The sequence below is a fragment of the Chryseobacterium sp. c4a genome (assembly GCF_009900745.1).
Taxonomy (GTDB): domain Bacteria; phylum Bacteroidota; class Bacteroidia; order Flavobacteriales; family Weeksellaceae; genus Chryseobacterium.
The window spans coordinates 156,091-169,773 of the sequence record NZ_WXVU01000005.1 but is presented as its reverse complement, the minus strand read 5'-3'; the positions used below and the strand labels follow the sequence as shown (position 1 = coordinate 169,773).

The following is a 13,683-nucleotide window of genomic DNA, read 5'->3' as shown; positions in this document are numbered from 1 at the left end:
TAACCGAAAAACTTTATTTCAACACTAAAGCGACTTTCTTTCTAAAAATAAAAAGAATTAACCCAGACATTAAAAGGGAGGCTAAAGAAAGACCAATTATCATTCCACGGAATTCTTTGGTATCTGGTGCAAGAATGGCTGTTTTCTCATCCACTTTAGACAGATCAGAGGGATATAGATGGAGTCTTTTGATCAATATAGGATCATCAAAGCCATAGTCTTTTGCCAATTGATACTCTTCCATTGCATCTTTTTTCTTTCCTTCTAAAAAAGTAATATTTCCAAGATCAAACAAGAGTTGTGCTATTACCTTGTCTTTGGGTTTTATCAAAGACATTCTTTCATTCAGTTGATAATAAAGCTGTGTTCTGAGAATCTTTAGCTCGTCCGGCGTAAGATTGGACTTTGGAGATTCTTCATTTCCAAAATCTTTTCCAATAAGATTCATAGAGGAGATATAACGGTCTCCTTTTATATGAGCTTTCAGAATATTAATATGAATCCATTCAGAAGATAAATGTCCTTTAGGGTCTGTCTTTAAAGCTTTCTCAATCCATTGAAGAGCTTCCGTAGTATTGCCTGCCATTTCAAAGGCTGTTCCCATATTGGAATAGGTAGAATATCTGCCGGGTTGTATAGAATCTATTGCTCTAAACTGTTCTATCGCTTCGTTGTATCTTCCTAAAACGATCAGGATATACCCTCTATTCGTCAGGAAGTCCAGGTCTTTTGTTTCATAATACCCATACCTCTGCTCAGTGGCATACCCTTCCAATTGCTTCTCGTTTAAGAATTGATGCCCATACGGAACTTCTCCTGTATTATCCACATAGACTACATCTTTGGTACTTGGAGGAGGAGAGTCTTTAACTCCACAGATATAACGAACCTGCATTATAGATAGAATAGTGAAAATGAAAAAAAGTTTATTCATCATAAATAATATGTCTTTGCAATTGGTATGAGCTTCAAAAATACTAAACTTTATTTTAACAGGTAAAAAAGGTTGTTCAGATAAAGCTGTTACATTATCCAGGCGAACAAAAAAACAACTCCTCACTTTTCTTTGTCTATAAAATGGAAATAATAACCCCATCCCACAGCAGATTTTTGTTTTATCACAACTGTAAAATAAACTTAAAGCATTTTGGAATTTTAACGATTATTATCTTATTTTTCAGGGAAAATTTTAATCTGAAAGTATTGAAAAGCTACAATGGGATTTGAATACAAATTAAAAACAAAGCTTACCCACCAACAAACCACTGAAATTCAGGATTTGTTGGAAAACGCTGTACTCTTTGAGAAAAAATATGAATATGCCCATCAGCTGTTCTGGGATTTCAGACATGTGGAAAACACGGGAAAAATGCCTAATATCAGTATCATTTTTGAAGAAGATGGTATTTATATTTGTCAGTATGGTTCTTCTTATATGTGGAAAGATCTTGATGAACTTAAAAACTATATAGAGAAAGAACAAATCGCCTGTGAAATCATCGACTATCAGGAATAATTTTCAATATAACCGAATACAAATATTAGATATCTGCCATTTGATTATCAATAGCATCATGTAAAAAAGACAAATACATAAGGCCTTAGCCAAAATTTATAATAAGTTTTGGCTAAAGCCCATTGTAATCCTGATTGAAGAAAACGGGCTAAAGCCCGTTTCTATTGAACATTCCAAATGTTTTTATTCATATTTAAGATTCTGCCAACATAGCTCCATCCTTCAAAGCCATATACTCCTGCCCCACTTCCTCAGAAACTTTTTTAAGATCATTCTCATCAAACAGCTGCGGGATATAGCACTTCTCATGAGCAAACAACCCGTAATGGATTGGAACCAGTTTTTTAGCATGTAAAAGATGAGCAGCGGCAAAAGCTTCCTTCAAATTAAGAGAAGCCGGAACCGGACTGTATTCCAACCCAATAATTTCAAAATTGACAGTTACCCCATTGACCGGTAAAAAGGCATAATCTATGTCTTTATTCTCCTTTCCAAGCTTCCAGAATTGGTTATGCCAAATGGTATCTCCACCATGAAAGATCTTAGTTGTTCCATCCTCTACAATCCATGAAGACTGAATTTCTCCTATCCCATCCATGGCATATACAGGTTTAAAGGTGATTTCATTTTCAGAGAAGGTTTCATCCAGGTTCAGAACAATTATTTCAACGTCTTCTACCAAATTCCTGACAAATGGTTCTAATTCTGAATAAACAATAAGTTTCCCATCCTTTTTCAGGCACTTTTTAATAACTCTTTGGTCAAAATGATCTAAATGTAAATGAGTAAATAGAATGTAATCTGCCTGTAAATAGTCTGAAAATGCTATCACTTGCTCTACAGCATCTCCCAAAACAGGCTTGTAATAGGAAAAATCTTCTACTGCATCTATTAAAATCGTTTTACCATTAGATATGAGCTTTATTCCGGCCCAGTTTAACTTTTGTATTTCCATAAATTCTTTTTACAAAGGAAGATACTTGCGGAGGGCGAAACAATAAACAAAAGTTAATTAATTGGGATGGAAAATGGAAGCTTGAAGATGGAAGTTCATTATCGTCCTATCATTTCTGATAATTTTTTTGAATCGAGGAACATTTTTATTCATTAAAAGACAAAATCCAAGGAAGTAAAGATGCCGGACAAGCCATTGCTGAAATTGATGGTTGAGGCATACTTCATCAAATCGATTAAAAATCGATTCACGCTTTGCTCATTTAAAAACAGGTATTTAGAAGTGAAACTTTGCGTTTATAAAACAAAAGAATATTCTATTTAAACGGGTGAGACAGTTATGATAACCTCGATAACTTCCCGCTTACATCTTCAAACTTCCAGCCTTTAACTAATCCTTTTTCTGATTCTACTCAAAGAGATTGGAGTTACTCCAATATAAGAAGCCAGATATTTTAAAGGAATATTCTGTATGTAATGAGGTTTATGGGATAGTAGATACTCGTAAAGATCTTGTGGAGTATTTTTAAGCAAGAGCATTTCTCGCTTCATTGCGGCATTCAGTTTTCTACTTAGATAGTAGTTTTGTACAAAGCGGCATTCGGGGTTTACAACAAACATTTCCTTTACTTCATCCAAAGTAATTTCCCAGGCAAGGCCACTGCTGATAGATTCAAAAATTCCTTCCGAACCATGAGTACCTACAGTAAAAATATCACCTGGAAAGTAAAATTCTGCACAGACTTCAGTATCGATGTCTGAGGTGTTATTGATATAATATTTACGGACAAGCCCATCTTCAACAAGATAGGCTTTATTGTCCGAGAATATGTTTTTCTTTGAGAATTCAACCTCAGCAAATTTCTCCCAAACAGGATCACTATCCTCTACATTGAGATGTGAAAACAGTTTTTTATTGATACTTGCCAATGTTGATTTTTTTTAAATTTATAATAAGTTTTCGTCTACAAGATTTGGAAGAGTTACCTTTAGATTAGGCTCAACTTCCATGGCTCTTTTAATGGCGAAAATAGCACCTTCATTTCTAGCCCAGCTTCTTCTTGAAATTCCGTTGTTCACGTCCCAGAACAACATAGACTTTAATCTTCTGTCTGCGTCATCACTTCCATCCAAAAGCATTCCGAAACCTCCATTAATTACTTCTCCCCAGCCTACTCCACCACCATTGTGAATAGAAACCCAGGTTGCCCCACGGAAACTGTCACCAATCACGTTGTGAATCGCCATATCTGCTGTAAATCTTGAACCGTCATAAATATTGGAAGTTTCTCTGTAAGGAGAATCTGTTCCTGAAACATCGTGGTGATCTCTACCCAATACTACAGGCCCAATCTCGCCATTTTTAATTGCTTTATTAAATGCTTCAGCAATCTTCATTCTTCCTTCTGCATCCGCATAAAGGATTCTTGCCTGTGAACCTACAACCAGTTTATTTTCCTGAGCACCTTTGATCCATTGAATATTATCCTTCATCTGCTGTTGAATCTCTTCAGGAGAGTTTTTAGCCATTTCTTCTAAAACAGCACAAGCAATATCATCGGTTTTCTGCAAATCTTCCGGTTTTCCACTTGTACATACCCAACGGAATGGCCCGAAACCATAATCGAAGCACATTGGCCCCATAATATCCTGAACATAACTTGGATATTTGAATTCCCTTCCTAATGTAGGATTGTCCGCCATTACGTCAGCTCCTGCTCTGGAAGCTTCCAATAAGAATGCATTTCCGTAATCGAAGAAATAGGTTCCTTTTTCTGTATGTTTATTGATGGCAGCAGCATGTCTTCTTAAAGTTTCCTGAACTTTTTCTTTGAATAATTCAGGGTCTTCAGCCATCATTGCATTAGATTCTTCAAAGCTTTGTCCTACCGGATAATATCCACCAGCCCACGGATTGTGAAGAGAGGTCTGGTCTGAACCGATATCAATTCTTAAATCTTCCTGGTCAAATTTTTCCCAAACGTCCACAATATTTCCAAGGTAAGCTAAAGAAACAGTTTCTTTATTTTCCTGAGCATCTCTTACTCTTTTTACCAATGCATCAAGATCTTCATAGATTTCATTCACCCATTTTTGATCGTGACGAATTTTGGTAATCTTAGGATTCACTTCGGCACATACTGTAACACAACCTGCAATATTTCCAGCTTTTGGCTGAGCTCCACTCATTCCTCCCAGTCCTGAAGTCACGAAAAGTCCTCCTTTAGGATCTTTATTGATCTTTCTGAAAGCATTTAATGCAGTAATGGTAGTTCCGTGAACGATACCTTGTGGCCCGATATACATATAACTACCCGCAGTCATTTGTCCGTACTGTGTTACTCCAAGAGCATTGAACTTCTCCCAATCATCCGGTTTAGAATAATTCGGGATCATCATTCCGTTTGTTACAACTACTCTTGGTGCATCTTTATGAGACGGGAATAATCCCATCGGATGTCCAGAATACATTACCAAAGTCTGCTCATTGGTCATTTCAGACAGATACTTCATCGTCAACAGATACTGCGCCCAGTTTGAGAAAACAGCTCCGTTTCCACCATAAGTAATCAATTCATGAGGGTGTTGAGCTACTGCATAATCCAAATTATTCTGAATCATCAGCATAATGGCTTTTGCCTGCTCAGATTTCCCCGGATATTCCTCAATAGATCTCGCTTTCATCTCATAATCCGGACGAAAACGATACATATAAATTCTTCCATAATCTTCTAATTCCTGCTTAAATTCAGGAATTAATTCTGCATGAAATTGAGGATCAAAATAACGTAAAGCATTCTTTAATGCCAGTTTTTTCTCTTCCTCGCCTAAGATTTCTTTACGCTTTGGAGCATGGTTGATATTCGTTTCGTATGGTTTTGGTTGTGGCAGCTGATTAGGGATCCCCTGCTGTATCTGTTCTTGAAATGTCATATTGCTATTTAAAGTTCTATGTTTAAACAATGTTTGAAGTTTTAAAGATATTCAAATTATGAAATATAGGCAACAAAAGAAGAGAAAAGGAAAGTGTAAAAGAATGACTAGATGAAAAAACTGATTATCAGCTCTGTGAAAATATAATCTGTACTATATTTTAAATACTATAGTTGAAAAAGATGCACTCACATTCCCTTCTTACAGAGTAAGATTATCATCCGGAAAATAAAAAACCTCACTGAAAATCAGCAAGGCAATTATTTCATTTGAATAAAATCTAAGTTAATACATCATCATTTTCCTCTTCATGGTCGTCCTCATTATCGCTGAGACTCCAATAGTTGTTTTCTTCATCTTCTTCTCCAATTTCTTCCATTTCATCATCAGCATCTGCTCCCGGAATGTCTAGTCCTTTATCTATTTTATCTTCATCCACTTCCTCAAAAATAGGATTGCCATCTCCATCAAGCGAAATATGTTTTTCTCTATTGAATATATCTTCGTTGGGATCATAATCCATACGTTCCAACCTTTTATTCTGCTCATTAATATTGTTTTCTGGTGCCATAATATTTAGGTTTTAAGGTTTATACATTAAAAACAAAAATAATTCCAAGTTATTATAAATGGGGTGAATAAACTTCAGGATTTGCACAATTAGGCATCATCTCTCCGTTTGAAAATGCTATGATATTTTCAGCTGCAAGTCTGGCCATTCCGTTTCTCGCTTCAATCGTTGCAGAGCCAATATGAGGCAATACACATACATTTGATAATTCCAAAAGAGGATTCTCAGCAGACATGGGTTCCGGGTTGGTTACATCAAGCCCTGCTCCCCAGATCTTCTCTTCAGCTAATGCATGATATAGATCCTGTTCCTGATGAAAACCACCTCTTGCTGTATTGATAAAAATAGCATTCGGGCTCATCTTTTCAAATACAGATTTATTAAAGAGATCCTTGTGTTCAGGAGTAAAATTAGCATGAACACTTAGCACATCTGAATTCCTAACCAACTCATCAAAGGAAACATACGTTGCTCCTAATTCTCTTTCAGCATCTTCGTGACGATGACGATTATGATAAATGATCTCCATATCAAAAGCTTTTCTACATTTTTCAGCCATTTGAAAACCTATTCTTCCCAATCCGAAAACCCCTAGGGTTTTACCGTAAAGTTCCTGTCCCAGTGCATGAAGAGGATCAAAATCACCCCAATTCCCATCTTTTACCTTTTGAAAATTATAGCTTGCTCGTCTTGCTACTGATTGCATCAATAAAAATGCTACGTCAGAAGTCGCCCTACTCAGTACATCCGGTGTATTTCCTATCGGAATATTTCTCCGATTGGCCTCTTTTATATCTACATGATCAAAACCTACGGAATATAAAGCAATGGCTTGAATATTGGGGCAGGCATCGAAAAATGCTTTATCATATTTAAAATCACCACCAATGCTCAGAATGGTATCTGTATTTTTACAATACTTTAGCCATTCTTCATAGATAAGATTTTCACTTTCAGGCAGTGTTACCTCTAATCCTGCTTCTTCCAACATTTTGATTCCAATCTCAGGAATTCTTTTATTAATAAAGACTTTCATTATTACTTTTTTGATTTAAATAAAAAACCTCACTCGCAAAAAGTAAGGTTATTGAACTTTAATATTAAAAATTATTTCTTTTCATCTGAATAGTGTTTATTCTTTTCCCAAGCTTCAGAAGCTATTTCCTGAATTTCTTCCCAAACTTCTTTCACTGATTTCTGAGTATGGCTCATGAATCCTTGTTTTGTGGCCTCCTGATTTTTACTTTTCATATCATGAATATAATCTTTAACCTGCTGAGAATAACTTTCTACACTATATCCGGGATTATTATGCAGGTTCTTTTGAACATTGCTAAAATCATGTGACGCTTTGAATCTGTTTGTATCCATAATCATAAGATTTTAAGTGGTTTTGTTTTTCAGAGAGTCCAATTTTCATTCCGAACCGATTTAAAAATTTATAAAAAAAACACAAAAAAATTTAATTTAAATTAACGTCAACGTTTGTATTAAGGATTCTAATAAAAAGATATTTTACCATGGTCATCCATGGGGCTATGTGGCTTAAAAAATTAAGACCATAGGTTTATACACAATAGATTCCATTGATGTATGAGTGGTTAAAAAGCGAAAAACTGGTGTTTGAGACCAGTTCTTCTACTTATTCCGTAATCCGGATATTTTTTTATAATAGGAAATTTAATTCTTATTGATTCGTATTCCCTAGCATTGGCACAAATTTATAAGCTCCAAATTCTTCTTTTTCAAATTCTGTAGCTCCTACTTTCGTAAATCGGTATAAGACCTGTTCATCCGTTGGCCCTAAAGGAATAACCATTATTCCACCTACCTTTAATTGTTTTAATAATTCTGTAGGTAAAGTTCCTGCTCCACAGGTTACAATAATCTTATCGAAAGGAGCAAAAGTTGGCAGTCCGGCAAATCCATCGCCAAAACTCTGAAATTTAGGGTACAAATGAAGTTCTCTCAATTTATTTTTAGAAAAATCAAATAAGTCTTTTTGTCTTTCTACAGTGTAAACATGGGCTTTCATTGCCAGTAAAACAGCAGTCTGATAGCCACATCCTGTCCCGATTTCCAATACTTTTTCACCTGCTTTCACCTGTAATAGCTCTGATTGCTCCGCTACTGTAGAAGGGTGGGAAATGGTTTGATGAGCCAAGATAGGGAAAGCCCTGTCTTCATAAGCAAAATCTTCAAAAATACTTTCAATGAAAAGGTGTCTCGGAATTTCATTCATTGCCGAAAGTACATTTTCATCTGAAATCCCGATTCTGTATCTGAGATATTCTACTAAATTCTTTCTTTTTCCTTTATGTACAAACGAATCCTGCATCTGACAAAAGTAAGAAATTAGATTTTAGATTTCAGAAATCGAATGAAAGAATTATCCACAAAAAATAAAGCTGTCAATTTTTTAACAGCTTTATTTTTTCTATTAATTCCATTTTACAACCTGTGAGGTAACATCGGTATAGGTATTACCCGCACATCTTTTTCTGACATAGAACATGTAAGAAATGGTCTTATTTAAGTTTGGAAATACAGCCATTTGACCTTGATTAATTGGATCACCATTCCCTGGTGCCGGCGGTGTACCACTCGTGCCTAGATATACTTCATATACGGAAAGTCCATCACTTTCCCAGGAAACAGTTGCTGAAAAGGTAGGATCATAAACGGAAGCAGTGGATGTTGTATAATTAACAAAGCCTGGTTTTACGCAAGCAGTAGTATTTTCAGAAAGAATGGTTATAGGCCCTGCCCAGTTACTTTTTCCATCAGCTGTGCCACAGTTCTTTCTCACATACATATCGTATTTTTTTCCTTTGAATATGGGAAGCGTGTAAGAGGTATTATTCACCTCAACGGTAGTTCCATTTCCTAAGGAAAAGCCCTGTTCTCCATATTGAACCTCGAAAAAACCTGTTCCCTGGCCATTATTACTGCTCCAGGAAAAAAGATTATAAAGCGGTTTGAAACTTAAATTTGTCGGAGTCTCACATTTGGGTTGTGGAGGTGGAGTGTTGTGTACTTCAGTAGCAATATTATCACCTGATCCTGAACATCCGGCAGCCAATAATCCTGCTATAGATAATATAAAGCCGATTTTTTTCATGGTTATAATTTTTTTAGATCGCGAATTTACTATAATTCTTTTAATTGATTGGATATATTCTTAATACGAGATCAGAAGAATATCCAAGTAAAAAGTCATGTATTTTTATGATGTACATTCACTATATTTACAGAAATTTAATACAGCTATGTTAAAAGCAGGTTTGGTAGGTGCCGGACACTTGGGAAAGATACACTTAAAACTTCTTAATCAGTCAGATAGATATGAGTTTGTAGGTTTCCACGATAAAGATGTTGAAAACGGAAAAAAATTAGAAGCCGAATTCGGATACAAATATTTTGAAAATTTTGATGAATTGCTTGAGCAGATCGATATGCTGGACATTGTTACTCCGACAATCTATCATTATGATTATGCTTTAAAAGCAATTGAAAAAGGTCTTCATTTCTTTATTGAAAAACCGGTTACCCAAACACTTGAACAGGCAGAAGAAATCCTTCGTTTATGCCAGGAAAAAGGAATCAAAGCGCAGGTAGGCCACGTTGAGAGATACAACCCGGCCTTTATTGCCACTAAAGAATACATCAGCAATCCAATGTTCATCGAAATCCACCGATTAGCAGAATTTAATCCTCGTGGCACGGATGTTTCAGTGGTATTGGATCTTATGATTCACGATCTTGATATTTTATTAAGCATGGCCAAATCTAAAGTAAAAAACATCCATGCAAGCGGCGTTTGTGTGGTAAGTAAAACTCCGGATATTGCCAATGCCAGAATAGAATTTGAAAACGGATGTGTTGCCAACCTTACCACTTCCAGAATTTCTATGAAAGCTATGAGAAAGAGCAGATTCTTCCAGAAAGATGCTTATATCTCGGTAGATTTCCTTGAGAAAAAAGCGGAAGTAATCAGAATGAAAGATGCTCCTGAAAACCCTACTCCATTTGACATGATTATTGAAAATGCAGAAGGAGAGAAAAATCAAATTTTGTTTGAATATCCAAATATTCAGCCTAACAATGCTATTCTTGATGAGTTAAACTCTTTTGCTGATGCTATCACCGGCAATAAAAATGTAGAAGTTTCCCTTGAAGATGGAACTGAAGCATTGAAAGTTGCTTTAGAAATTATGAGGCTTATCAGCTAAAATAAAAATACACTGTTTTCATGAACAGGTATAATGACAATGCTATCTTAATAATCAGAAATGGTTATCAGATAGCATTTTTTGTTGTTGATAGGTGGGATTTTTCATTATTTTTCTTTAAAAATCACTGATTTATTAATAGAAAATCAATTTTAAGACAAAAAAGCAATATATTTGAGCAACAATTCAACAAACAATTGAAAGATTTTGTTTTACATACCCAATGGATTCCTGGTAAAATAAGCAGACTAAATGTAGACTTTTATTTTGAAACCATCATTTTTTTTAATTAAATCCTCACCCAATATTTAAAATCAAAACAACTATGAAAAGAACCATTCTATTATCCGCTCTATTATTGTCTCAATTTGGGACATCGCAATTATTAAAGACTTCAGGTCAAAAAATAGTTAATGATAAAGGTGAAAATATTCAACTAAGAGGCCTTGGCTTAGGTGGCTGGATGCTTCAGGAAGGATACATGTTGAAAACAGCAGATTTTGCAGGGCCACAGTATAAAATTAAAGAAAAAATAGCTGAACTGATTGGTGAAGATGGAATGCAGGAGTTTTATAAAGCTTATTTAAAGAATGGAGTGACCAAACAGGATATTGATTTTTTGGCAAAAGCCGGATTCAATTCTATCAGGCTTCCAATGCATTATAACCTTTATACCCTTCCTATAGAAAAAGAACCCTCAAAAGGCAAAGATACCTGGCTTGAAGAAGGTTTTAAGATGACTGATGATTTGCTTCAATGGTGTAAAGACAATAAGATATACCTGATCCTTGATCTTCACGCTGCCCCTGGCGGACAAGGAAATGATGCGAATATTTCAGACAATGATAAATCAAAGCCATCGCTTTGGGAAAGTGAAGAAAACCAAAGAAAAACGATTGCTCTTTGGAAAAAACTGGCAGACCGATACAAAGACGAACCATGGATTGGAGGGTATGACATCATCAATGAGCCTAATATTAATTTTACAGGAAAAAATCCGAACGGTATAGATGAAATGTCGAATGCTCCACTTTGGAAATTACAAAAAGACATTACCACTGCGATTCGTGAGGTTGATCAAAAGCATATTATCTTTATTGAAGGAAATGGCTGGGGAAATAATTATAATGGACTCATACCAATCTGGGACAAAAATATGGCTTTTAGCTTTCATAAATATTGGAATAACAATGATGATAAAACCATACATTTTGCACTGGATTTAAGAGAAAAACATAATATGCCCATCTGGCTTGGAGAAACAGGTGAGAATTCTAATGTTTGGTTCACAGAACTAATTCAGCTATTGGATCAACATAATATCGGCTATGCTTTCTGGCCCATGAAAAAGATTGATAATATTGCAGGAATCACCAATGTAAAAACAACTCCTGAATATGAAAAACTGTTGAACTACTGGAAAAATGGCAGCGAAAAGCCTACAAAAGAGTTTGCTAAAAAAACCTTGATGCAAATAGCAGATCATTATAAATTCAATAATGTGGAAGTTAAAAATGATGTAATTGATGCGATGTTCAGACAAGTGACAGATGCTTCTACAAAACCTTTTAAGAATCATCAGGTTCCCGGAAGAGTATTTGCCTCAGAGTATGATTTGGGACGAATAGGTTCTGCATATATGGACAAAGATTTTATCAATCTCTGGGTAAGTGATCCGGCAAAAAGATCAGAATGGAACTCCGGGCAGCAAATGAGAAATGATGGTGTAGATATCTATATATGTGATGATAAAATAACTAATCAGTATTATGTAGGAAAAACTGAAGCCGGCGAATGGCTGCAATATACTGTCACCTCCAAAACTGCTAAAAATTACACACTGGAAATCAGATATTCCAGTATAAATCCTTCAAAAATAAAATTGGAAAATGCTTCGGGAAAAGTACTAGCAAGTATCGCCCTTCCCGCTACAGGCAAAAATGAAAACTGGGCAGCCACTACAGTGAAGAACATTTCCCTTCAGAAAGGTGAAAATAAAATCAGAATATACTTTGAAAATAATGGGGTTAATCTCAACTATTTTGAATTAAAATAGTAATAAATACCTAAATTGCAACTCCCTTTATGATCTTAAAAGGGAGTTTTTTTAACCTCACCTCTATGAAAAAAATAACTTTTTTATTACTTATGGTTTCTGCATTGGCTACAGCACAGAAGTCAGTACTGGATCAAAAAATAAACGCTGTTATAAAAGGTAAGAAAGCTACCGTAGGCGTTTCTGTTTTAGATTTTGAAACTCCTTTCAAATACAGTAAAAACGGAGATAAAAAACTTCCTTTGCTTAGTGTTTTCAAATTTCATCTGGCATGTGCCGTATTGGATCAGGCAGACAAAGGAAAACTTTCAATAGACCAGAAGATTTTACTCAAAAAATCTGATCTATTAGAAAATACATGGTCTCCACTCCGCGAGAAATATCCGAATGGAGATGTTGAGCTTTCTTTGGGTGAAATAATCACTTACACTGTTGCACAGAGTGACAATAACACTTGTGACTTCCTTTTAAGAATGATAGGAGGCCCGCAAACTGTTCAGCGATACATGGATTCTAAAGGGGTAAAAGATCTTCAGATAAAATACACTGAAGATGATATGCATAAGGACTGGAAAACCCAGTATGGGAATGAAAGCAGCACCAATTCTACTGTAGAGGTTTTAAAAAAATTCTATGATGGCAAGCTCCTTTCTAAAAAATCTACGGATCTTCTGATGCAGATTATGCTCGGAACAACTACCGGAACCAATAAAATTGTTGAACAATTACCCAAAGGTACACCTGTTGCCCATAAAACAGGTTCTTCTGGAAAACCGGATAATAAACTTACCGTTGCAGAAAATGATATGGGAATCATCACTCTTCCCAACGGAAAACATTATGCAATTGCCGTATTTGTAAGTAATTCTACAGAAACTGAAAAGGTAAATATCCGTATGGTTTCTGATATTTCAAAGATCGTCTGGGATAATTTTAATAAATAAAATATTAAGCTTAATTTTAGCGCAGAGAATCGGATGAATTCTCGGTATTCATGATTATGAGAAAAGTACTATTAGCGGCAGCTTTATTTTGTTCTACATTTTTCTTTTCGCAGAAGAATCAAAACTATTTAAAGATTGGCTATGCGAGTGTATGCTGTGGTACGGCTTCCGATAAGCCGGTTACAAGCTACCTGAAAGAGTTTAAAAGGAAGAATCAGATAAGAAGTCTGGAAATCCTTCTACAAAGCGGATTGGGAAGAGAAGGTGAATATGCTTATTATGTAGGCACCGATTTTCTTACCATCAATCAAAGAAAACGTCTTGTACGTGGGCTCACCGCTGTAGTTTCCAATCAAAACAACAACAAAAAACGACCTGACGAAGGAAATGTAAACTTTGAGCCTACTGAAGTTATTCATCAGAAGGATCTTATGAATGCAAACAATTTAACTATCTATAAAAAATAAAGGAAAAAT

14 protein-coding genes are annotated in these 13,683 nt (G+C 35.4%); 5 read left to right on the top strand and 9 right to left on the bottom strand.

Annotated features, from left to right (window positions below; genetic code table 11):
• Positions 1–13: 13 nt before the first annotated feature.
• Positions 14–937, bottom strand: coding sequence for a tetratricopeptide repeat protein (locus GTR01_RS09495; RefSeq protein WP_160137602.1), 924 nt, complete (start codon positions 935–937; stop codon positions 14–16).
• Positions 938–1,216: 279 nt separating this feature from the next.
• On the opposite strand from GTR01_RS09495, the gene GTR01_RS09490 reads away from it, so the two are divergent.
• Entirely contained in the window at positions 1,217–1,516 is a 300-nt protein-coding gene (locus GTR01_RS09490; protein WP_160137601.1) for a hypothetical protein, read from the top strand.
• 193 nt (positions 1,517–1,709) lie between these two features.
• Here the strand turns inward: GTR01_RS09490 and GTR01_RS09485 are convergent, their stop codons facing one another.
• The 8 genes from GTR01_RS09485 to GTR01_RS09450 all read right to left on the bottom strand — a co-directional run bounded on the left by GTR01_RS09485 (position 1,710) and on the right by GTR01_RS09450 (position 9,096).
• The gene (locus GTR01_RS09485) at positions 1,710–2,471 is read right to left on the bottom strand and encodes an MBL fold metallo-hydrolase (RefSeq protein ID WP_160137600.1); all 762 of its coding nucleotides are present in this window, start codon (positions 2,469–2,471) and stop codon (positions 1,710–1,712) included.
• A gap of 386 nt (positions 2,472–2,857) precedes the next feature.
• Positions 2,858–3,400, bottom strand: a complete 543-nt coding sequence (locus tag GTR01_RS09480; RefSeq protein WP_160137599.1) for a Crp/Fnr family transcriptional regulator — start codon at positions 3,398–3,400, stop codon at positions 2,858–2,860.
• A gap of 18 nt (positions 3,401–3,418) precedes the next feature.
• Positions 3,419–5,404, bottom strand: coding sequence for a urocanate hydratase (locus tag GTR01_RS09475; RefSeq protein ID WP_160137598.1), 1,986 nt, complete (start codon positions 5,402–5,404; stop codon positions 3,419–3,421).
• A 280-nt stretch (positions 5,405–5,684) separates the two neighbouring features.
• Positions 5,685–5,975: a hypothetical protein gene (locus tag GTR01_RS09470; protein WP_160137597.1), complete on the bottom strand. Its 291-nt coding sequence runs from the start codon at positions 5,973–5,975 to the stop codon at positions 5,685–5,687.
• A 52-nt stretch (positions 5,976–6,027) separates the two neighbouring features.
• Positions 6,028–7,011, bottom strand: coding sequence for a 2-hydroxyacid dehydrogenase (locus GTR01_RS09465; protein ID WP_160137596.1), 984 nt, complete (start codon positions 7,009–7,011; stop codon positions 6,028–6,030).
• A gap of 71 nt (positions 7,012–7,082) precedes the next feature.
• Positions 7,083–7,346 carry a prevent-host-death protein gene (locus GTR01_RS09460; RefSeq protein ID WP_160137595.1) on the bottom strand — a complete coding sequence of 88 codons (264 nt, stop codon included), beginning with the start codon at positions 7,344–7,346 and terminating at the stop codon, positions 7,083–7,085.
• Positions 7,347–7,662: 316 nt separating this feature from the next.
• Positions 7,663–8,313, bottom strand: a complete 651-nt coding sequence (locus GTR01_RS09455) for a protein-L-isoaspartate(D-aspartate) O-methyltransferase (protein WP_160137594.1) — start codon at positions 8,311–8,313, stop codon at positions 7,663–7,665.
• 102 nt (positions 8,314–8,415) lie between these two features.
• Entirely contained in the window at positions 8,416–9,096 is a 681-nt protein-coding gene (locus tag GTR01_RS09450) for a hypothetical protein (protein ID WP_160137593.1), read from the bottom strand.
• A 148-nt stretch (positions 9,097–9,244) separates the two neighbouring features.
• Between GTR01_RS09450 and GTR01_RS09445 the strand changes: the two genes are divergently transcribed.
• From GTR01_RS09445 to GTR01_RS09430, 4 genes are all read left to right on the top strand, one after another.
• Positions 9,245–10,207 (top strand): Gfo/Idh/MocA family protein, encoded by a 963-nt coding sequence (locus GTR01_RS09445; RefSeq protein WP_160137674.1) that lies wholly within the window; start codon positions 9,245–9,247, stop codon positions 10,205–10,207.
• A gap of 325 nt (positions 10,208–10,532) precedes the next feature.
• Positions 10,533–12,263: a cellulase family glycosylhydrolase gene (locus GTR01_RS09440; protein ID WP_160137592.1), complete on the top strand. Its 1,731-nt coding sequence runs from the start codon at positions 10,533–10,535 to the stop codon at positions 12,261–12,263.
• Positions 12,264–12,328: 65 nt separating this feature from the next.
• Positions 12,329–13,207, top strand: a complete 879-nt coding sequence (bla-A, locus tag GTR01_RS09435) for a CGA/CIA family class A beta-lactamase (RefSeq protein ID WP_160137591.1) — start codon at positions 12,329–12,331, stop codon at positions 13,205–13,207.
• A 56-nt stretch (positions 13,208–13,263) separates the two neighbouring features.
• Positions 13,264–13,674 carry a hypothetical protein gene (locus GTR01_RS09430; RefSeq protein WP_160137590.1) on the top strand — a complete coding sequence of 137 codons (411 nt, stop codon included), beginning with the start codon at positions 13,264–13,266 and terminating at the stop codon, positions 13,672–13,674.
• The last annotated feature ends 9 nt before the right edge of the window (positions 13,675–13,683 follow it).

What these genes read in the sequence shown, in the direction of transcription:
- GTR01_RS09495 (WP_160137602.1), bottom strand. Translation starts at nt 937, where the DNA reads ATGATGAATAAACTTTTTTTCATTTTCACTATTCTATCTATAATGCAG.
- GTR01_RS09490 (WP_160137601.1), top strand. Translation starts at nt 1,217, where the DNA reads ATGGGATTTGAATACAAATTAAAAACAAAGCTTACCCACCAACAAACC.
- GTR01_RS09485 (WP_160137600.1), bottom strand. Translation starts at nt 2,471, where the DNA reads ATGGAAATACAAAAGTTAAACTGGGCCGGAATAAAGCTCATATCTAAT.
- GTR01_RS09475 (WP_160137598.1), bottom strand. Translation starts at nt 5,404, where the DNA reads ATGACATTTCAAGAACAGATACAGCAGGGGATCCCTAATCAGCTGCCA.
- GTR01_RS09470 (WP_160137597.1), bottom strand. Translation starts at nt 5,975, where the DNA reads ATGGCACCAGAAAACAATATTAATGAGCAGAATAAAAGGTTGGAACGT.
- GTR01_RS09465 (WP_160137596.1), bottom strand. Translation starts at nt 7,011, where the DNA reads ATGAAAGTCTTTATTAATAAAAGAATTCCTGAGATTGGAATCAAAATG.
- GTR01_RS09460 (WP_160137595.1), bottom strand. Translation starts at nt 7,346, where the DNA reads ATGGATACAAACAGATTCAAAGCGTCACATGATTTTAGCAATGTTCAA.
- GTR01_RS09455 (WP_160137594.1), bottom strand. Translation starts at nt 8,313, where the DNA reads ATGCAGGATTCGTTTGTACATAAAGGAAAAAGAAAGAATTTAGTAGAA.
- GTR01_RS09450 (WP_160137593.1), bottom strand. Translation starts at nt 9,096, where the DNA reads ATGAAAAAAATCGGCTTTATATTATCTATAGCAGGATTATTGGCTGCC.
- GTR01_RS09445 (WP_160137674.1), top strand. Translation starts at nt 9,245, where the DNA reads ATGTTAAAAGCAGGTTTGGTAGGTGCCGGACACTTGGGAAAGATACAC.
- GTR01_RS09440 (WP_160137592.1), top strand. Translation starts at nt 10,533, where the DNA reads ATGAAAAGAACCATTCTATTATCCGCTCTATTATTGTCTCAATTTGGG.
- bla-A (WP_160137591.1), top strand. Translation starts at nt 12,329, where the DNA reads ATGAAAAAAATAACTTTTTTATTACTTATGGTTTCTGCATTGGCTACA.
- GTR01_RS09430 (WP_160137590.1), top strand. Translation starts at nt 13,264, where the DNA reads ATGAGAAAAGTACTATTAGCGGCAGCTTTATTTTGTTCTACATTTTTC.